At 57.1% G+C, this 19,402-nt stretch carries 21 protein-coding genes and 3 pseudogenes; 16 read left to right on the top strand and 8 right to left on the bottom strand.

The features are described 5' to 3' along the window. Positions 1-65 precede the first annotated feature (65 nt). From ACIOYV_RS21540 to ACIOYV_RS21555, 4 genes are all read left to right on the top strand, one after another. Positions 66-599, top strand: a complete 534-nt coding sequence (locus ACIOYV_RS21540) for a Bro-N domain-containing protein (protein WP_401326855.1) — start codon at positions 66-68, stop codon at positions 597-599. Positions 600-719: 120 nt separating this feature from the next. Continuing rightward, entirely contained in the window at positions 720-1,415 is a 696-nt protein-coding gene (locus ACIOYV_RS21545; protein WP_401326857.1) for an HNH endonuclease, read from the top strand. A 95-nt stretch (positions 1,416-1,510) separates the two neighbouring features. Beyond that, positions 1,511-1,849: a hypothetical protein gene (locus ACIOYV_RS21550; RefSeq protein ID WP_401326860.1), complete on the top strand. Its 339-nt coding sequence runs from the start codon at positions 1,511-1,513 to the stop codon at positions 1,847-1,849. Between the two features lie 55 nt (positions 1,850-1,904). Next, positions 1,905-2,888, top strand: coding sequence for a hypothetical protein (locus ACIOYV_RS21555; RefSeq protein WP_401326863.1), 984 nt, complete (start codon positions 1,905-1,907; stop codon positions 2,886-2,888). Between the two features lie 3 nt (positions 2,889-2,891). Here ACIOYV_RS21555 and ACIOYV_RS21560 read toward each other — a convergent pair whose 3' ends face one another. From ACIOYV_RS21560 to ACIOYV_RS21575, 4 genes are all read right to left on the bottom strand, one after another. Beyond that, a complete protein-coding gene (locus tag ACIOYV_RS21560; RefSeq protein ID WP_401326866.1) occupies positions 2,892-4,088 on the bottom strand; it encodes a hypothetical protein in 1,197 nt (398 codons plus the stop codon). A 44-nt stretch (positions 4,089-4,132) separates the two neighbouring features. Further along, positions 4,133-5,284, bottom strand: a complete 1,152-nt coding sequence (locus tag ACIOYV_RS21565; protein WP_401326868.1) for a hypothetical protein — start codon at positions 5,282-5,284, stop codon at positions 4,133-4,135. Between the two features lie 34 nt (positions 5,285-5,318). Then, positions 5,319-6,476 carry a hypothetical protein gene (locus ACIOYV_RS21570; RefSeq protein WP_401326870.1) on the bottom strand — a complete coding sequence of 386 codons (1,158 nt, stop codon included), beginning with the start codon at positions 6,474-6,476 and terminating at the stop codon, positions 5,319-5,321. A 105-nt stretch (positions 6,477-6,581) separates the two neighbouring features. After that, the gene (locus ACIOYV_RS21575; RefSeq protein ID WP_401326872.1) at positions 6,582-7,391 is read right to left on the bottom strand and encodes a sulfite exporter TauE/SafE family protein; all 810 of its coding nucleotides are present in this window, start codon (positions 7,389-7,391) and stop codon (positions 6,582-6,584) included. Positions 7,392-7,502: 111 nt separating this feature from the next. Between ACIOYV_RS21575 and ACIOYV_RS21580 the strand changes: the two genes are divergently transcribed. The 3 genes from ACIOYV_RS21580 (at position 7,503) to ACIOYV_RS21590 (ending at position 8,953) form a co-directional block, all read left to right on the top strand. After that, on the top strand, positions 7,503-8,270 hold the full coding sequence (locus ACIOYV_RS21580) for an AraC family transcriptional regulator (RefSeq protein ID WP_401326875.1): 768 nt from the start codon (positions 7,503-7,505) through the stop codon (positions 8,268-8,270). A gap of 93 nt (positions 8,271-8,363) precedes the next feature. Then, positions 8,364-8,681, top strand: coding sequence for a helix-turn-helix transcriptional regulator (locus ACIOYV_RS21585; protein WP_054613790.1), 318 nt, complete (start codon positions 8,364-8,366; stop codon positions 8,679-8,681). Between the two features lie 11 nt (positions 8,682-8,692). Further along, positions 8,693-8,953 carry an XRE family transcriptional regulator gene (locus ACIOYV_RS21590; RefSeq protein WP_401326879.1) on the top strand — a complete coding sequence of 87 codons (261 nt, stop codon included), beginning with the start codon at positions 8,693-8,695 and terminating at the stop codon, positions 8,951-8,953. Positions 8,954-9,005: 52 nt separating this feature from the next. Here ACIOYV_RS21590 and ACIOYV_RS21595 read toward each other — a convergent pair whose 3' ends face one another. Continuing rightward, entirely contained in the window at positions 9,006-10,055 is a 1,050-nt protein-coding gene (locus tag ACIOYV_RS21595; protein ID WP_163912707.1) for an MBL fold metallo-hydrolase, read from the bottom strand. Between the two features lie 216 nt (positions 10,056-10,271). Between ACIOYV_RS21595 and ACIOYV_RS21600 the strand changes: the two genes are divergently transcribed. The 5 genes and pseudogenes from ACIOYV_RS21600 to ACIOYV_RS21620 all read left to right on the top strand — a co-directional run bounded on the left by ACIOYV_RS21600 (position 10,272) and on the right by ACIOYV_RS21620 (position 14,380). After that, positions 10,272-10,880 (top strand): TetR/AcrR family transcriptional regulator, encoded by a 609-nt coding sequence (locus tag ACIOYV_RS21600; RefSeq protein WP_401326881.1) that lies wholly within the window; start codon positions 10,272-10,274, stop codon positions 10,878-10,880. A 159-nt stretch (positions 10,881-11,039) separates the two neighbouring features. Next, positions 11,040-12,116: a diguanylate cyclase gene (locus ACIOYV_RS21605; protein ID WP_401327024.1), complete on the top strand. Its 1,077-nt coding sequence runs from the start codon at positions 11,040-11,042 to the stop codon at positions 12,114-12,116. A 283-nt stretch (positions 12,117-12,399) separates the two neighbouring features. Further along, positions 12,400-13,077: pseudogene (locus ACIOYV_RS21610) on the top strand (PAS domain-containing protein); the annotation flags it as partial. A gap of 114 nt (positions 13,078-13,191) precedes the next feature. Further along, positions 13,192-13,629 (top strand): annotated as a pseudogene (locus ACIOYV_RS21615) (methyl-accepting chemotaxis protein); the annotation flags it as partial. A gap of 202 nt (positions 13,630-13,831) precedes the next feature. Continuing rightward, positions 13,832-14,380 (top strand): annotated as a pseudogene (locus ACIOYV_RS21620) (DUF1003 domain-containing protein). Here ACIOYV_RS21620 and ACIOYV_RS21625 read toward each other — a convergent pair. Beyond that, positions 14,377-15,318, bottom strand: a complete 942-nt coding sequence (locus tag ACIOYV_RS21625) for a LysR family transcriptional regulator (protein ID WP_401326884.1) — start codon at positions 15,316-15,318, stop codon at positions 14,377-14,379. The pseudogene ACIOYV_RS21620 and the gene ACIOYV_RS21625 sit on opposite strands and share 4 nt — an antisense overlap. A gap of 15 nt (positions 15,319-15,333) precedes the next feature. Between ACIOYV_RS21625 and ACIOYV_RS21630 the strand changes: the two genes are divergently transcribed. Together ACIOYV_RS21630 and ACIOYV_RS21635 are read left to right on the top strand one after the other, a co-directional pair. Further along, positions 15,334-16,041 (top strand): CTP synthase, encoded by a 708-nt coding sequence (locus tag ACIOYV_RS21630; protein WP_401326887.1) that lies wholly within the window; start codon positions 15,334-15,336, stop codon positions 16,039-16,041. Further along, a complete protein-coding gene (locus ACIOYV_RS21635; RefSeq protein WP_401326890.1) occupies positions 16,038-16,361 on the top strand; it encodes an antibiotic biosynthesis monooxygenase family protein in 324 nt (107 codons plus the stop codon). Before ACIOYV_RS21630 ends, ACIOYV_RS21635 begins: the two co-directional genes overlap by 4 nt. A 125-nt stretch (positions 16,362-16,486) precedes the next feature. Here ACIOYV_RS21635 and ACIOYV_RS21640 read toward each other — a convergent pair whose 3' ends face one another. Then, positions 16,487-16,813, bottom strand: coding sequence for a DUF2025 family protein (locus tag ACIOYV_RS21640; RefSeq protein WP_401326893.1), 327 nt, complete (start codon positions 16,811-16,813; stop codon positions 16,487-16,489). Between the two features lie 235 nt (positions 16,814-17,048). Here ACIOYV_RS21640 and ACIOYV_RS21645 point away from each other — a divergent pair, with 235 nt between their 5' ends. Together ACIOYV_RS21645 and ACIOYV_RS21650 are read left to right on the top strand one after the other, a co-directional pair. Beyond that, complete coding sequence (locus tag ACIOYV_RS21645) at positions 17,049-18,176, top strand: glycerophosphodiester phosphodiesterase (protein ID WP_054044815.1); 1,128 nt, start codon at positions 17,049-17,051, stop codon at positions 18,174-18,176. A 188-nt stretch (positions 18,177-18,364) separates the two neighbouring features. Continuing rightward, on the top strand, positions 18,365-18,670 hold the full coding sequence (locus tag ACIOYV_RS21650) for a PepSY domain-containing protein (RefSeq protein ID WP_401326896.1): 306 nt from the start codon (positions 18,365-18,367) through the stop codon (positions 18,668-18,670). 218 nt (positions 18,671-18,888) lie between these two features. Here the strand turns inward: ACIOYV_RS21650 and ACIOYV_RS21655 are convergent, their stop codons facing one another. Continuing rightward, a complete protein-coding gene (locus ACIOYV_RS21655) occupies positions 18,889-19,329 on the bottom strand; it encodes a hypothetical protein (RefSeq protein WP_163912690.1) in 441 nt (146 codons plus the stop codon). Between the last annotated feature and the right edge of the window lie 73 nt (positions 19,330-19,402).

Raw genomic sequence — 19,402 nt, forward strand, 5'->3', positions numbered from 1 at the left:
TCGTAGAGGTAAGGATATGCCCACTCAAAAACCATTCCGCTCTCCTGCATTTTCGGAGATCGGTCATGCTTGATCCGTTCATCCCCACAGTCTTCATCCGCCAAAACCTTAATCTTCACGCCCTCCTTCTAGAAAATCAGCCATGGTTCTGTGCCCGCGATCTGGGACGCTTAATGGGATTTCATCTGAATGATCGTGTCGTCAGCAAACTGGACGAGGATCAGCGGCATACATTGCTTATCGACTACCACGGCCAACCAGAGAAGCGGTTGATGCTCAGCGAGTCTGGCGTGTATGCATTGCTGGTCTATCACTACGCGCCCGGGAATCGGTTGTTGCGTGAATGGCTGACGCATCAAGTGGTGCCAGCCTTGCGTGATGCGGGGCAGTCGAAGAATTCTGATCGACCGATGCTGAGTTTGTTGGATTGGCCGGAGATGTCGTTGAGTCTGTTGCATTGGCAGGACGAAGGTTGGATTCGACTGCGAGACATGCCTTATCTGCTGCTCAATCGAACGCGGCGGCGGGTGCCGGTGGTTAAGCCTTGGTGGCGGAGGGTTGTGGAGGTGTTTCAGTCTTCGAAGCAATCTGTAGGTTAGTGCGGTGGCGTCTTTGTAGGACCGATTGAGCGAAGCGTCGGTCTTTTCTGTAGGAATTTTCGTAGACAGTCGTAATGGCCAATCAGTATCGTCCGAGGGTTTTCAACCCTCGGCGATTGTATGGACATTGGAAAGAAGAACGAAGATTGGAGCGAGGCGGAGATAAAGGCGTCAGTCGGTGCCTATCTGACGATGCTCGCTCTTGAGCAGAAAGGGCAAAAATTCAATAAGGCGCTAGAGAATCGCTTGCTTCGTCAGGGCGCATTGGCTGATCGCACCGAAGGTTCTGTTGAGTTCCGGATGCGCAACATATCCACCGTCTTGCAACGGATGGGGCGTAGTTGGATTGAGGGATACAAACCTGCGACGAATGTAGGCGCCAATGTCGAACGGGGCATTCGTGAAGCACTTGCCTCTGACGACTTTGAACCGTCTGCCGACGAAGACACTCTTGAGCGTCGTGCGATTGCTCTTGAGCAGAAGCCGTTTGAGAACACACCAAAAGGGATCTTGAAACCCAAGCAAGCTGTTTCCAGCAGAGTTGCTTACATTCGCGATCCTGAAGTCAGGGCTTGGGTTCGGCAGGAAGCTAAAGGTATCTGTGAGGGCTGCGGTCAGCCTGCACCGTTTGAGAAAGACGGGTCGCCGTTTCTTGAAGTCCATCACGTTAAACATTTGGCGCAGAAAGGTTCGGATCGGACGAGCAATGCCGTCGCACTTTGCCCGAATTGCCATCGACGTTGTCATCATTCGAACGACAGGGAAGCCTTTACCTTGGAGCTTTATACGAGGGTGAAGCGGCTGGAGCGTGAGTAATCGCGAACCGCTCCAGCAGTACTTCACTGGTTTCTCATCATCCAGAAATTTTATGGACAATATTTACTGTGGCTCGATAGCTCTCGAACACACTCATGGACGAACACCGCATGCAACGACCAACGGCTGACTCAACCAATCCCGGGCCATCCCGACTCCTGATCTCCTCTTGTCTTATCGTCTTTTTTGGCCTGCTCCTTATGGCCCTGCGTATTGCTCAAAAAAACGAAATCATGGCGATTGGCGCGGTTTGGGTGGCGAACGCACTAACGATGGTGCTACACGCCCTATATTGGAAGCGTTATGGCGTGTCCGGCGGTTTTAAAATTGCGATCGTTATTCAGTTGGTGCTTACCATTCTGCCGTTTTGTTTTGGAAGCCTCGGAATCATGGCAGTGCTCTTGATGTTGGGTGGAGAGATACATTACTGGTAACCCACTCCACCTCCCGCTATTAATACCACTCCCCACTCAAGGACCCGAGCCCACCATGAAATTCGACCTCGCCTACTGCCTCAGCCTCGACGACAAGCTGTCGATCTATGACGTGCGGGATTTGAATTTTGACGAGACGATGGAGTTCGATTCCGCCAAGGAACACTTCCAGTGTCCCAATGACGCCTGCAGGGCGGCGTTCGATGCGGCGAATGTGTTGACGACGTTCAACGCCAAGAATGTGAATTACGTGCGCACCCCGCACTTCAAGAACACGCCCAGCACGCGGCATGTGGCGGATTGTCCTTATGTCAGTTTGAAGACGCCGGCGTCGGGGCTTGAGGCTGACGGGGCGGAAACGGATGACAGTCGCGAAGAGCATTTTCCGTCGGAATTGTTACTGACTCGGCGTGAGTATGTGCGCAAGCCGTCGAGCCCGGCGGTGGCGGCGGATGTGCTGCGGGACGATCCGAAGCCAACCACTGCGGCTAGCAACACAGAACACCCGAGCCGTGAAACAGCGCCGGACAAGACCAGTGTCTTCGCCCACCCGGTGGAGTGTTTTGTGTCGAACTTCGAGGACAAGGAGTTGCTCAAGCGCATGCCGCTGAAGATTGGCGAGCACACCGCGCCTTATGGGTCGTTCTTCAAGAAGATTGAATATCTGCTGGACAACAAGGGGCTGATTTACTGGGGCAAGATCAAGGAGATCAAGGATTACACGCAGAGCTTTCGCATCGATTTCGAACAGAAGGTCTGGTTCAAGCAAGCGGACGAGGCGAAGAAGAAGCCGTACTCGGTGAATGTTTACTTGAGCAAGAAGCTGATCGACAACTACCGCAAGCGCAAGGCGTTCCTGGAAGAGATCAAGCACGCTATCGAGAGCGGGAAGGAGTTGTTTTGTTTCTTCTATGGCGTGACGCCGGAGTTGAAGCAGGTGCCAAGCAAGAAAAACCCCGAACAAACGTTCGGGGTGTTCAGTGCGAATATTGAGAACCTGGATCACTTTATTGTTCGGGAAGCACCGGGGTTGGAGTAGCGGTTAATCCTTGGGCAGTTCCAGTTTGACTGCGCCGGGGTGCTGTTTGATTAAAGAGTACGGCAGCACTGGCCAGTCTGGTGCATCGCACGAACGCTGCACTCGGGCGAAGTAGGCGCCGAGGTACAGGCCTTTCGGGGTGAAGCGCCAGGACGAGTAACCCCAGACACTTTCGTCGGTAAAGTCGCAGCCGTCTTCGTCGCCTTCAGCCGGTTTTTTCATTTCGTCTGGGTATAGCGCAGTAAGTTGTTTGATCAGCCACGGCACGAACACTTCGCGTTGGTAGCGCGAGCGCGTTTCGTCCTCTTCCTTCGTCAGGGGTGTATCGCCAGCATTGTCGCGGTCGGCATGCAGCAGCGGTTTATCCTCGCCCACCCACAGCACATCTTCCAGGGACAAGGTATGGCCGGTGTGTACGTCTAGGTTGATCGGTGAGTCTCCGAAGTCCGGATGGGCGCCGCCACAGTAATAGCTGGTGGAGACGTTCAGGCTGACCACGTCCGGTGACAGCAACGCCGGTTCGACATGCTGGTTAAACTCGACGTTCTCGCCGCCCTGCAACTGGCAGCCGTGATAGCTGATGACCTCGCTCCACAGGCGTCCTAACAACTGCTGATTGACTCGATCCTGATCAGCCTTCGGGTAACCGGACTCGACGCTGAACATCGAAATCTTCGACTCCGGCTCAGTCCACCATTGCAGGTTGTAGCCCATCAGTGATTCTTTCTTGCCCGGCTTGAGCTTCAGCCCTTGCAGGCGCAAATATTCGTATGGATCGCTTTTCGGCAACGCGGCGATGAAGGGCAAGGCATCCGCCGCTGGCGTTTTGGGTTCAGCCTCAGTCAATTTCACCGGCAGGGTTTTGCCCTTGGGGCTTGTCCATTCACCCTGCCAGCCGCTGGCGGTTTGTTTCAACTTCAGGGTTGGCAGTGGCTTGTCATCACCGTAGCGGTTGTTGCCCTCGCTGAGCGTCAGGGTCTGGCCCACCAGCGTGCCGCCCAGCTCCAGATCCCGATGGAATTTTTCGTAGAAGTAGCGACCGGTCACTTCGCTCGCGTCGCGGGTATTCAGTTCCACGACAATCGGCATCTTGCCTAGGGTGCCGGTGAACACCTGCCCGCCGAATTCGGCATGAGCGGTTGAGACCAGCGTAAGTAACAAAGCGGCGCAGGATACGAGCCGCGACAGATCTTTAAACATCAAATCTTCCTTGGATAAGAGAGCGGGAAATGGCGGTGTGCAGTTCAAGGTAATTGCAGTGTTACGCCGCCAGGGTTTTGTTTGATCAGGTTGTACGGCAGAACGCTCCAGCCAGTATTTCGGCATGCCGCGGCCGAGTGCATATAGGACGGCGCTAACTTGATGCCTTTTTCAGTGAAGTACCAACCCGGATAACTCCACGGGTCCTCACTGTTGTAGCGGCAATCGTTGTCTTCTGTTTCTGGCTTTGCCGTCATTTCATTGGGATAGAGCCTGAGCAACTGCGCTAAGAGCCAAGGCGTCCATTCTTCAGTGCGATAGTCGGACCACGCTTGGGAGGAATCATCCTGATAATAGTTGCGCTCGAAATGCAGTGGCTTGCCCTGCCCTACCCACAGCACATCCTCAAGCGTCAGAGCGTTGCCCGTTTTTGCGTCGAAATTGAGCGCCTCATTATCTTGGTCAGATAAAGAACCGCCGCAGTAGGAGTCGGTTGAGATAACGGTGCTCATCACAGAGGCCGTCATCCACATAGGCTGGCTCAGTTGATCGTAATTGGTCGCTGCATTGTCGTTGGCGCATTCGAAATACCCTGCGACGCCTCGCCACAAACGCGCCATCAATTGCTGATTAATACGCTCACGCGCTTGCCCGGAATAACCCGAAACCACTTCAAACAGCTGTATTTTTGATTGCGGCTCGCTCCACCATTGCAGCGTGTAGCCCATGAAGTTTTCAGTCTGGCCTTGCTTCAGTTTCAGGCCTAGCAAGCGCAGATATTCGTAGGGCCACTTGTCATGAAGCTGGACGAGATAGGGCAAGGTATCGGCGGGGACTGGCGCAAGTTTGGCTTGCTGCAACTCCACTTTCAGCACTTTGCCCTTGGCACTGGTCCACTCGCCAGACCAGCCATCCGGCGTGGGTTGCAGGCGCATGCTCGGGTGAGGCTGAGTCTCGTCACCCTCTTCCAGTACGAGCACTTCCCCTTCTTTCGTACCGCTGAGAACCAAGTCCTTGCGGTACTTTTGGTAGAAGTAACGTCCGTCGCCAGTGTCGGGATTCACCTCTAGCACAATCGGCGTTTTGCCCAAGGTCCCGGTGTAGACCTGTGTGCTGCTGTCAGCCCGTAGCGCAGACGAAAACGTTGAGCACACGAGCACCACAACTCCGGTAAAACGACACAATCCCTTCAACATCAAATCTTCCTTGGGTCAAAGACCGTACACCGTTTTAAGGCAATTGCAGCACTACACCACCAGGGTGTTGCTTAACGAGGCTATAAGGCAAAACACTCCACTCCACATGCCCACACGGCGCTTCCGCATGAGAGAAGTAAGGCTCTAACCTGATTCCCTTTTCCGTGAAATACCAAGTAGGAAGCTGCCACCGGATGACTTCGCCGTAAGCACAGTTCTCATCGCTGCCAGGTATCTGATCGGGATGAAGCTTATGCAACTGCTCAACTAGCCAAGGGCCAAGTTCATTGGTGCGGTACTCGGAATAGGCTGCGTGTGCCTCCTGGGTCTCGTCGTCATTCCGCTCTTCGTAATGCAGTGGTTTGCCCTGCCCGACCCAGAGTACGTCTTCCAATGTAAGGGGTTTACCGGTTTTGGCATCCAGGTTGATGGGAGACTCGCTGTAATCCGGGTGCTGGCCGCCACAGCGACCCTCGGTTTCGACGTTCACACTGATGACCGATGGGGTGATCATCAGCGGTTTGACTGCTTGAATAAGGGACGTATCGCTACCGCCAGCGAGACACCCGTAGTACCCCACCACTTCCCGCCACAAACGTTCCATCAACCGCTGATTAATGCGATCGCGCGCTTCAGGGGTGTAGCCGGAAACGACTTCAAATATTGCCAACTTTGTTTGCGGCTCACTCCACCATTGCAACGAGTAGCCACTAAAGGTCTCTGTCTTGCCTTGTTTGAGCTTCAGACCTTGTAGACGCAGATATTCATAAGGTTCCTGATCATGGAGCCGCACTAGATAGGGCAAAGTATTGGCGGGTAGCGGTGGGAGTTTGGCTGGCGCCAACTCGATCTTCAGCACTTTCCCTTCAGGGCTGATCCATTCACCGGCCCAGCCAGCAGGCGTGGGCTGCAAGCGAATTGTCGGGTGCGGCTGGTCATCACCGTCAGGCTGTTCACCCTCATTAAGAACAAGGGCTGCGCCTTCCTTTTTACCGTTAAGCACCAAATCCTTGCGGTACTTCTGGTAGAAGTAACGACCGGTTCCCGTGTCGGGGTACATCTCCAGCACAATCGGCGTTTTGCCCAAGGTCCCGGTGAATACCTGAGCGCTGTTTTGAGCCCACAGTGAGGACGAAAACGTAGAGCACAGGAGTACGACAACGCCAGTCAGACGACACAATCCTTTGAACATCAAATCATCCTTGAACGAGGCGAGCGTGTGCTCGCTAGTAGTGGACGCGGATTATGGCGAATAGCTGTCGAACAATCGATGCCGCAATGTCAGATCACGCCAACCTTACTTGACCCACATACTCAGCATCACTAACACCAGCAAGCCGATATAAACCCGCGCATGAATACGATCCGGTATCCGCCCGATCCACGGCGTCGCCAACCGAATCCCGATGATCGATCCGGCCGTTAGTAGAACGAATGCCAACACATCCACATACCCAATAAACCAAGCCCCCAAATCAAACTCGGTGAACCCGGCCATCGCCATGTAAGTCAGCGTTCCGGCCAGGGCCACGGGCAAGCTCAACGGATTGGCCATGGATGTCGCTTGCGACATGCTCAAGCCACATCGTCTGAGCAACGGCACGGTCATGACGCTGCCACCGACACCGAGAAACGTTGCGATAGCGCCGATTCCTACACCAAAGACGTCCGCCCTCCCCAACCGCCGTGGGATTTGGTTATCAGGTTGTGTGAGAAAACCGCGTCTGAACAAGCAGTCCAGAATCGTAATGCCCAGGTAGGCGATAAACGCATACCGAATCACCTCACCATTGGCACACGTCGCGGCGACGGCGCCGATGATCGCCCCCACGCCGATGAACCCACCTAACGGCCAGAGGTAATGGCGAATGAGATTACCCGCGCGGTGATGTTTTCGGGTGGCGATCACGGCGTTGACGATCATCACGCAGGTCGAAGTCGCCACGGCAATGTGCATCGCCGATTGGCCAATGGGGTCATCGCCGCCGTGGCTGACCATGAGCATTCGATAGAGCAACGGCACCACGACGAAGCCGCCGCCGAAACCGAACAGCACGGCGGTGACGCCAGTCATGCAGCCGAAGAGTGTCAGTAAGAGATAGAACATCGCGCATCGTCCGTCGTTGAGGAGTTGTCGACGATAGGGCGATGCGGCTTGGCCTGCTTCAGCAAGTCAGCCAATAATGTTCGCGCTTACGCCAATCACGAGTACTGCTCGATGCGCAATGTTTCGATCAATTTGCTGGACGACACGCCACGCCCGGTGGTCGCTATCGGTACGGATTATTCCCACGGCCATGTGTTGCCCCGTCATACACATCGACGGGCACAACTCCTATACGGCGCAACGGGGGTGATGCAGGTCAGCACCCACGACGGCAATTGGGTGGTGCCGCCGCAGCGGGCAGTGTGGATTCCGGCGGGGGTGGCCCATGAGGTGTTGATGCTCGGGGTGAGTACACGGAGTTTGTACATCGAGCCGACGGCAGTGGATTTGGGGAGTCGCTGCCAAGTGATCAATGTCTCGCCGTTGATGCGGCATTTGCTGATGGAGGCAGTGGAGACTCCGCTTACCTACGACGAGGCCGGGCGCGACGGTGCGTTGATCAGTTTGTTGCTGCACGAATTGGCCCGCAGTGCTCATCTGCCGTTGCACATTCCGCTGCCGGTCGAAGGACGAATGCTCGGGTTGTGTCAGATGTTTCTGCAGCAACCCAATATCCATCAGGCGCCGCAGCACTGGGCCGATCAGTTGCACATTAGCCTGCGCACCTTTAATCGCCTGTTCCGCCAACAGACCGGCTTGAGTTTCAGCCAATGGCGGCAACAAGCTTGCGTGGTGTTGGCCCTTGCGCGGCTGGCGGTGGGTACGCCCGTGACGCGGATTGCCCTGGATTTCGGTTATGACAGCCCAGCGGCGTTCTCGACGATGTTTCGCCGGGTGCTGGGGCAGGCACCGTCCGTCTGGATGACTGCGGCGAAATAGCAGAAATCAAAAAATGCGTTTGATCCGGGATCAAAACAACTGTACAAAAACACAGTACATTTTAAATCAGCACTCTCGAGCCCGGAGAACACCATGGCCTCTCTTGCGATGAAAATCACCCTGGAACGTATCGCCCTCTTCCAATTCACCCCGGCCCACAGCGCCCAGGCCCGAGCGATGCTGGGTTGGAGTGTGGAAGAGTTGTCTCGGGAATCCGGGGTTTCGGTGGACGCCATCGAGCGTTTCGAGGCCGAGCGTGATGTGCTGGACGTCACGCGGCTGGCGCTGGCGTATCGGTTTGAATCGGAGGGGCTGGTGTTCTTCCCCGGGTTTGCACCGGGACGAGGGATGAATGTGAAAGGGTCGACGCCGAACCCGGTGGCGCGGGCGGATTATGCGATGGTTGAGTGAGGTGGACACAGATGAATGAGATCGAAGGAAGCGACCGCTGCATTTATGAAGCTTTAGGCGATCCTGATGCTGGCGAGATGCGCGCTAAAGCTGAATACGTCATGAAAATAGGCATGCTCCTCGAAACAGGTCGTCTGAGTCAGGACGAGGTTGCGCAAAAGCTCGGACTTTCTCAGGAGGAACTGAATGAAATGCTCCGCGGGAAATTTCGCAATCTAACCGTGGCGAATATCTCGGAATACCTAAACCGCTTAAAGGATGAAAGCAGTTAGTCCAGTGATGCAAACAAGGCCGCTTTCATGGCAAGCGGCCCGTCATCACGACCTACGCCGTCACCTGATCCCCCACATTCTCCACCCCCAACCACCACGCACTCCCACGCTGCGGATACATCACGTTGAACGCCTCACCCATTTGCGGCGTACTGATCGAGACATTCCGCTCCCAGGCCAAGGCCAGGATTCGGTCGAAGGGTTCGTACCAGGCGTGCATGGACAGGTCGAAGGTGCCGTTGTGGATCGGTAGCAGCCAGCGGCCCTTGAGGTCGATGTGGGCTTGCAGGGTTTGTTCGGGTTGCATGTGCACGTGTGGCCATTCGACGTTGTAGGCGCCGGTTTCCATCAGGGTCAGGTCGAACGGGCCGTACTGTTCGCCGATGCGTTTGAAGCCGTCGAAGTAGCCGGTATCGCCGCTGAAGAAGATGCGGGTGTTGCCCTCGATCATCACCCACGAAGCCCACAGCGTGCTGTTGCTATCGAACAGGCCGCGGCCGGAAAAATGCTGCGACGGTGTGGCGATGAATTGGATGCCATCGACTTCTGTGCCCTGCCACCAGTCCAGTTGACGGACTTTGTTGGCATCGATGCCCCACTTGATCAGGGTGTCGCCGACGCCCAACGGGGTGAGGAAGTATTTGGTCTTGTCCGCCAGTTTGAGCACGGCCTGATGATCGAGGTGGTCGTAGTGATCGTGGGACAGGATCACCGCTTCAATCGGCGGCAATTCTTCCAGGCTGATCGGCGGCTGGTGAAAACGCTTGGGGCCGGCCCATTGCACGGGCGAGGCGCGCTCGGCGAAGACCGGGTCGGTGATCCAGAACTTGTCCCGCAGTTTGAGCAGGACGGTGGAATGACCGAGGCGGTAGACGCTGTGGTTGGGTGCGGCGATCAGCGCAGCCTGGGTCAGGGTTTGTACCGGGATCGCAGCGCTCGGCCGAGTGCTGCGCGGTTTGTGGAAGATCATGTTCCACATGATGCGCAGCATTTTGCGAAAGCCTTCGCGCTGGACCGGCTGGTGGTTTCGGAAATGCCCTTCTACCTGACGGGAAGCTTCAGGTCGAATGGCGATTTCCACTGAAGAATTTGAATTGGCCATGAAGGAATGACTCCAGAAAAACCGCGCAATTCGCAGTTTTCTACGGTGGGACGATAAATGGCCAAGGCACGCACGCATCAGCCGGAAATTCTATTCTTCACTGGGCAGGATTAACGGAACATTACACTGCACAGTGTAGTTTCTAGGTTGCATCAAACTCGATCACAAGTAAACTGCCGAGTGTAACTCTCCACTTTTTCCTGCCGAAGCGTACTTATGACAGCTCCACAGCGCCTCACCGACCGAAAACGCGAAGCCATCATCCAGGCGGCGATTACCGAATTCCGTGCCAACGGTTTCGAGATCACCAGCATGGACAAGATCGCCGCCACTGCCGAGGTGTCGAAGCGCACGGTGTACAACCACTTTCCGAGCAAGGAAGAGTTGTTCGCTGAAATCCTTAATCAATTGTGGGCGCGGGTTACAGGCGAACAGGAAACGTCCTACCGCCCTGACCTGCCCCTGCGCGATCAGCTGCGTCAGATCCTGCTCGCGAAAGTGCAGATGATGGGCGACAACAACTTTCTCGACCTGGCGCGAGTGGCGATTGCCGCCACCATCCATTCCCCCGAACGCGCACAGAACATGATTACCCGCATGGGTGAACGTGAAGAAGGCCTGACCCTGTGGATCCGCGCAGCCCAGGCCGATGGCCGGCTGAAACCGGTCGCCCCGGACTTTGCCGCGCAGCAAGTCCAGGGGCTGCTCAAGTCCTTCGCATTCTGGCCACAGATTTCCATGGGCCAGACCGGTCTTTCACCGGATGTACAAAGCACGGTCGTCGAGTCGGCGATAGACATGTTTTTGGCCTGCTATCAGCTCTAGATCGAGTCTCTGCCACGCCCGCGCCCCTCGTAATATGGCTCCCAAGGACACTGATTATTCCTGTTGGAATAAATGACAATGTCTGCCGCATTACCGATGAACGGTAGCTCTGAATAAAACACGGCAAAGTGTTTCAGAATGAAACTGGCGCAGGGAATTATGGAAAACCAACGCGGCAAGGGCCTTTCGTTTGCCCGACGCATCTACATGCCCAGAACTGTCGGCCTGGGCATTGGCTGTATCTGTGTGACCGCTGCGCTGTATCCGCTGAACATGCCGGGCTGGGTCTGGATCCTGATGCTGCTCAATGGATTCGTCTGGCCGCATTTCGCTTATCAGGTGGCTTCCCGCTCGCCCTATCCCTATCAAGCTGAACGTCGCAACATCATCAGCGATTCGCTGTGCGGTGGTTTCTGGGCTGCGGCCGTTCAGTTCAACCCGATCGTGACCGTCACCATTCTTTCCATGATGACGATGAACAATGTCGCGGCGGGTGGCCCGAGGTTGTTTCTGCAGGGCGCCCTGGCGCAGATAGTCGGTGTGGGCATTGCCTGGCTGGTGTTCGGCCCGGCGTTTACGCCGACGGCCACGCCGATCCAGGTCTGGGCCTGCATACCGTCGCTGACCATTTACCCGTTGGCGGTGGGGATGGTGTGTTATCGACTGGCGTTCAAACTCTCCGAGCACAAACGCGCCCTGAGTGCTTTGAGCCGTACCGACAGTTTGACCGGCCTGCTCAACCACGGCGCGTGGAAGGACCTGTTGCACGTCAAGTTCCAGCAGTGCCGGCAAAACCACGTGGCGTCGGTGATTGCGTTGATCGACATCGACCACTTCAAGGCAATCAACGACACCTACGGGCATATCGTCGGCGATACGGTGCTGCGTCAAATGAGCTTTGAACTCTGGCGCAACCTGAGTGAACTTGATCTGGCCGGCCGTTATGGCGGCGACGAGTTTTGCGTGATCTTGCCCAACCTGTCGTTGCATCAAGCCTGGGAAGTCATGGAACGCTTGCGCGAAGTGCTCAATGAGTATCGCCACCCGCATGTGCCCGAGCTGCGAATCAAGCTGAGCATTGGACTGGCCACCTACCAAACCGTGTTTAGCGATGCGATTGCCTGGCTCAACGACGCCGATAAAGCCCTCTACACTGCAAAAAACACCGGGCGCAACAAGATCAGTGTGGCGTCGGGCTCTTCAAGCGGCGGCTCAACCAAGCGCATGTCCGCCTGAAAACTTGTACAAGCAGTCATAAAATCGACTTCTTGTACAAGTTTATGAAGTTTTGTATAAGTATCGAGCTGTCAGCCAGGGACCGCTGACATTGAGCAGACAACGCCGAAGACAGCCTTGGTCTTCGGCCTGCAGGCGCAGGAATAGGGATGACTCCTTGGTTGTTCCCCACTTCTCGTTGAGCGCTGCCACCATGCTATTCAATCGCCACAAATCCGCCCTTGAAGCACTCCAGCACACTGTTGCCAGTCAAACCGGCCTTTTGGACGCGATTGATCGCTCCATGGCGGTGATCGAGTTCGATCTTGACGGCGTCGTGTTACGCGCCAACGACAACTTCCTCAAGACCCTGGGCTATGAACGCGATCAAGTGCTGGGCAAGCATCATCGCCAATTCTGCACTGCGGAATTCGCCCGCAGCAGCCAGTACGCCCAACTGTGGTCGCGACTGAAAAGCGGCCAATTCGAGTCGGGCACTTTCGAGCGGATCAACAGCAAGGGGCAGCCGATCTGGCTGGAGGCCAGTTACAACCCGGTCAAGGATGCCTCGGGCCAGGTGGTGTCAGTAGTGAAGTACGCCATGGACGTGACGGCCCGGGTGCAACATGAAAGCGAATGCAACGCGAAGTTGCAGGCCGTCGACCGCGCCATGGCGGTGATCGAGTTCAATCTGGACGGCAGCATCATCACGGCTAATCAGAATTTCCTGAGCCGCATGGGTTACAGCCTGGCCGAGCTCAAGGGCAAACATCATCGGATCTTCTGCACCCCGGAGCTCGCCAACAGCGGCGCGTATCAGGACTTCTGGCGCCGGCTCAATCAGGGCGAGTTGTTTAATGGGCAGTTCGAGCGCGTCGATAAACGCGGGCAAACGGTCTGGCTCGAAGCCAACTACAACCCGGTGTATGACGCCGGTGGTCGTTTGTGCAAAGTGGTGAAATTCGCCTCGGACGTCACCGCTAGGGTCGAGCAACATGCCCAGGACGCCCGCAGTGCCACCGAGGCTTATCACATTTCGGTGGAGACCCGAAAAGTCGCGGAGCAAGGCACGCAGGTGATCCAGCAGGCGGCCAGCGAGATGCGTGAAATCGCCGCCAATATCGAAGAGTCTTCGACCTTGATCGCCCAACTCGGCGAGCGCTCCGAGCAGATCACCGCCATCGTCAATACGATTAGGGCGATTGCTGACCAGACCAATCTGCTGGCGCTCAACGCAGCCATCGAAGCGGCCCGGGCGGGTGAACAAGGACGAGGGTTTGCGGTGGTGGCGGATGAGGTTCGGCAACTGGCGGCGCGGACCAGCGGTTCCACGGCGGAGATTTCGACGATGATCGGCTTGATCCAGAGTGAAACCCGGCAAGCGATCAAGAGCATGGGTGGCACGCGGGATCGGGCGGCTGAGGGGGTTGAGCTGGCGAATCAGGCAGGGACGGTGATTTTGCAGATTCGCGATGGGGCGAGTAATGCGGTGCAGGCGGTGAGCATGTTTGCTAATGAGCGGGCGCCGGGGTGAGGTTGAGAGGGGGATTGGGTTTTTTGCCAGGCAAATGACCGTGTTGCCTCATTCGCGAGCAAGCTTCGCTCCTACAGGGGATTTGTGTTGTTCATAGATCCTCTGCTCGCGAAGGCGGACTCTCATTCAACATCGATTCAGCTAACGAACGCCCGTGCAGGACTATAGTGACGCCAAGTCCCAAATCCTCGCCGAGCGCACCATGAATTCAACCAAGTCCGACACCAAACCTGCCGCTGCCCCAGTCGATCACCTGCGCTTCCACCGCCCGCACGCTCACCTCGCGCCGACCTTCGGCAATGACAAGTTCGCCCTGCGCGCCGAGGCGTTTGCGCGGTTCTTCGGCACGCCGACGTTTCTCGGGGCGTAAACCCTGATCGTGGTGTTGTGGGTCTGCCTGAACCTGTTCGGCGTGGCGCACTTCGACCTATACCCGTTCATCCTGCTCAACCTGGCGTTCAGTCTGCAATCGGCCTACGCCGCGCCGTTGATCCTGCTAGCCCAGACCCGCCAGGCCGCGCGGGACAAGGCTCAATCCGACGCCGACGCACAACACCGTGAAGCCTTGGCCGTCGCCAACAGTGAGCGTCAGGCCCAGGCCGCGCATAACACCGCGCAGTTGCTGGAACTGCTGGAACAGAACACTCGCCTCACCGAAATGACCAAGGCCCTGACCGAGCGCATTGAAAACCTGACCTCGGAAATGCATCAACAATTTGTACGCAAGGAAGAGCCCAAGGCGCCGAATTAAGGCAAGCGCAGCGCCTGGCCCAACTCATCGAACAACGTCACTACCGAGCGCAAGGCGCGACAGTCCGGGCGGGTCAACAGCCAAAGGGCCGTGTCGCAACCTTGCAGCGGCCCGGTCAACGCCTGCAAACCATCGCCGATCAGAAAGTCGGGCAACGCCGCCACACCCAGCCCCGCCCGCACCAACTCCGTCACCGACAACATGCTGTTGCAGCGATAACCCGGCACTACACCGGGCCATTGCTGACGACGCCACGCAATCGTCGGGTGATCGGGCAGGAAGTCGTCCGGGGCGATCCAGGTCAGAGCTGCCAGATCTGTGGCATCAACGGTTTTCAGATAAGCCGCACTGCCGCAGACCCGATACGCAACCTGCGCCAGGCAGCGCCCGACCAGATGCTCGGGCGGTGTGCGGGTCAGGCGCAGGGCAATGTCGGCATCCCGACGGCTGAGGTTGGCGAAGTCGTTGGAGGTGCTGAGCTCGATGGTCAGCGCCGGATACGACGGCATGAACTGCGCCAGTGCCGGCAACAGCAATCCTTGCAGGACCGAATCGGTGCAGGTCAGGCGCACCGTTCCGCTGATCACTTCACCGCCCTGCTCCACGCCGACGCGCGCCGCGTCCAGCGCCTGTTCGGCGCGCTCAGCCTGTTCGGCCAGGGATTGCGCCAAGGTCGTCGGCAAGTAACCGGCACGGCTCTTTTCAAACAATTGCTGCCCCAGAGCGGCTTCCAGTCGGCGCACGGCCCGGAACACCGTCGACACATCGACTTTCAACAGCTGAGAAGCCCGGGCCAGAGAGCCGCCACGGACCAAGGCCAGGATCAGCACGAGGTCCGGGTAGTCCAGCCGATAGTGCGTTGGTGCATTGATCAATTGGGTTAACGCCAATATTGAGTGCGTGAACGCCAATCTATAGTGAGCACCAGGAATCAACAAGCACAGGGAACATTCATGCAAACCACAGCTGTCCGCATCGCCCTGATCGGTGACTACGACCCCCAAGTCACCGCTCACCAAGCCATCCCCATCGCCCTCGGCATGGCCGCCGAGCACTCGGGCCTAGATGTGCAATTCCAATGGCTGGCCACTGACCAGATCAACGCAGCGACCCGATTCAACACCTTCGACGGATTCTGGTGCGTGCCCGCCAGCCCGTATCGCAATACCGACGGCGCATTACAGGCGATCCGCTTTGCCCGCGAACAAAAACGACCTTTCCTCGGCACCTGCGGCGGTTTTCAACACGCGGTGCTGGAATATGCCCGCAACGTTCTGGGCTGGGCCGATGCAGAACATGGCGAGACCTCTCCCGATGCCGCACGGCCATTGCTCACGCCGCTGACATGTTCGCTGGTGGAAGCGGTCGACAGCATTCATCTGGTTGAAGGCTCGTTGCTCGCCAAGGCGTATGAAAAGTCCGAGATTCACGAAGGTTATCGCTGCCGCTACGGCGTGAATCCTGAGTTCGAGCAGGCACTGCTGAGCCAGCAACTCAACGCCGTCGGTCACGATTCGAATGGCGATTTGCGCGCAGTGGAACTCAAAGGTCATCCGTTCTTTGTCGCCACCCTGTTCCAACCGGAACGCGCCGCGCTCAAGGGCGTGTTGCCGCCGCTGGTTCGCTCATTGGTCGAAGCCTGCGCGAGGCAAAAATCATGATGGCCAACACGCCGTCACCTCACTACTACGCGGTGATCTTCACCTCCCTGCGCACCGACGGAGATCAGGGTTACGCCGAGGCGGCCGGGCGCATGGTGGAACTGGCGCGCGAGCAACCGGGATTCCTCGGTGTGGAATCGGCCCGGGGTGAGGATGGGTTGGGGATTACCGTGTCGTATTGGGTCAGTGAGGCGGCGATTCTGGCGTGGAAGCACCATCCCGAGCACAGTGAGATTCGTGAGCGTGGGCGGGCGACGTGGTATGCGCAGTGCCATACGCGGGTGTGTCGGGTTGAGCGGGCTTATGAATTCAAGCGGTAAGTGATGTGGTGTTTTTGAGGCCGCCTTCGCGAGCAAGCCCGCTCCCACATGGGATCGGAGAACGACACAAATCCCCTGTGGGAGCGAGCTTGCTCGCGATGAGGCCAGCACAATCACCGCAAATCTCAACCCTGAACCAAACTCCGAACCGCCGAAATCTCCGGCACTTCCCGCCGATTCATATACACCCGCAACGGCTCAGTCACATTGATCCGGTCATCAATATTCTGATCCAGCAACAACTGGATCAACTCACGCTTGAGCGTCATCGCCTGCTCCGGCCCCGGTGCCCAAACGAATTCGCTGGTAGGAATAATGCCGTCATCGGCCACGTCCATGCCGAACGAATCTTCGCTGAAACGCACGATGTAGTGGCCGGTCTTGCGATTGAGGCCGACGAAGCCTTTGAGTTGGTCGGCGGCCTGGCAGATGAGCTGGGAAGTGATGCGCATGATAAACCTCACAAAAGGTCGCAAAGGGACCGGTGATCGATGGTTTACACGCAAGGTTTCGAAGGGATTTCCCTCTGCCGGGGAAACTGCCGGGGCCAAGAGTACTGCAAAGAACCGCACAAAAGCGCTGAAAAAAATCGCTTTAAACACGTTTATGTCGGTCTCGCGATAGCGCTCGCAGCGCTCAGTTGTTAAAAGGTACGTCTTTGAAAACCTCTGCGAAAGGACCTCGACCATGCCTGTTACCTTCACCAAGAGCGCCCTGCTGCTGAGTCTGCTGCTCGGCCTCGGCCAGGCACAGGCCGCCGGCCAGCCCAGCCCCACCGCACTGGCGACCACTTTAGGCATCCCGCATCCAGCGGTCATTGCCCACCGTGGCGCGTCGTTCGATGCCCCGGAATCCACCGCCGCCTCCTACAAACTGGCCCGCGATCTGGGTGCCGACTACCTGGAAATGGACTTGCAGCGCAGCAAGGATGGCGTGCTGTTCGCCCTGCACGACAACAATCTGCAGCGCACCACCGACGTCGCCACCAAGTTCCCTGATCGTAAAGACGCCCCGGCCAACCAGTTCACGATCGGCGAGCTGAAAACCCTCGATGCCGGCAGCTGGTTCAACGCCGCTTACCCGGATCGCGCGCGTCCGTCCTACGTTGGCTTGAAGATCCTGACCCTCGACGAAATCATCGACATCGCCGAGAGCAATCCGCTGCACAAGCCTGGCCTGTACATCGAAACCAAAGAGCCGAAGCAATTCCCCGGCATCGAACATGACCTGAAGGAGAAACTCCAGGATCGTGGCTGGCTGAGCCCGGCCGGTTCGAAACTGGCGAAGAGCGAACTGGCGGTCGGTCAGGGCAAAGGCAAAGTCGTGCTGCAAACTTTCGAGAAGAGCAGCCTCGAACTGCTGCAAAAAGAAATGCCGAAGGTGCCGAAGATCCTGTTGTTGTGGGTCGGTGAAGGCAGTATCGAGCCGAAATCCAAAGTGACCTTCGCTGAATCCGGCGACAAGGACAAAGCCACTTACTACGCCAAGCAAGAGCCGAAAGACAAAGCCGAATTCCAGCAATGGGTCGAGTACGCCAAGTCCCAGGGCGCAATCGGCACCGGTCCCTCGGCGGCGCTGACCAAGGGCGGCGATCAAAGTTACTCGGACCTGGTCAAGCCATGGATGAACCAGTACACCCACGATCAGGGCATGCTGGTGCACGTCTACACCATCGACGATGCCGTGGATTATCAGAAAGTGATGGACGCCGGCGTCGACGGCATCTTCACCAACCGCGCCAGCGAACTGCTGAAGTTCTACAAACGTCCGGCGGCGGGGACTGTTGCGCAATTGCTGCAGAACAACGGTTACTGATCTGTAGCCGATAGCGGCACCGCGTCGACTTCTTCGCGAGCAGGCTCGCTCCCACAGGATTGCGCTGGACCTGTGGGAGCGAGCCTGCTCGCGAATGCTTTTAGCGATCACCGCTGAATTTAAGGGTGAATTAAGTTGCGCTGGATAACCTGAGCTCACTTAAACAGATCACCCAAGGAAAGAAGCTTATGAAAACCCTGACTGCCCTGTTCACCGCCGCTGCCCTGACCCTCTCTGCTGGCATCGCCCAGGCCGATGTACGCGTCGACCAGATCCCTGAGCTGGTCAAAAGCGGCAAGATCAAGCCTCTGGAAGAATTGAACCAGGCTGCCCTGAAACTGCATCCGGGTGCGACCATCACCGACACCGATCTGGACAACCACTTCAACGGCTACGAATACGAAGTCGAACTGCGCGACGCTCAAGGCATTGAATGGGACGTGGATTTCGATGCCGCCACCGGCAAAGTCCTGAGCAACAAGCAAGACACCTGATCACCACAACCCCTGCGGGACACCGCAATCCCTGTAGGAGCAAAGCTTGCTCGCGAAGACGGCGGCACATCCGACATCGATGCAAGCTGACCCACCGCTTTCGCGAGCAAGCTTCGCTCCTACAGGTTTGATACATAATCACCGCTCCCACATGGTTTTGCGATGACTCAAAGAACGCACGATTTTCGGATTGTGCGTTTTTTTATGTCTTCAGCCGATCAAGCCGTCGTACTGACCACCGACCCGGCCGTGCTGCCACCCTCATCCTGCAACGCCTGCAACAACGCCGCCGTGGCGGTCTGCAACGAGCCGGACGTGGCTGATATCTGCGACTGAACCGCCGCGACAGAGGCCGCTTTCGCATCGGCGCTTTCCTGCTTGGCCTGGGCCGCTTGCAGTTGCTGCTGTTCCTCCTGCAATTGCTTTTGCAGCTCGGCGATCTGCTTGCGCAATTCTTTCACCGTGTCGGATTCAGAACTGCTGCTTGAACTGCTACCGCCACCAGCGGGCGCAGCACCACCAGATGCCTTGGTGGTATCGCTGGAATCTGTGGTGCTGGCAGTGGCGGAGGTGGTGTCTTCGGTGCCGTCGCTGATCGAGGTTTTGCTCGTCGGCGTCGAGAGGGTTTGATTGATCGTGACAGAGGTGATGCTGACCATGGGACTCATCCTAGGTGGGTTCAGGTTAAGTCCATCATCGACATCGGTTGGCCGCACTTGAGATCGACTGTGT

The organism is Pseudomonas sp. NPDC087342, from assembly GCF_044744265.1.
GTDB lineage: Bacteria > Pseudomonadota > Gammaproteobacteria > Pseudomonadales > Pseudomonadaceae > Aquipseudomonas > Aquipseudomonas nunensis.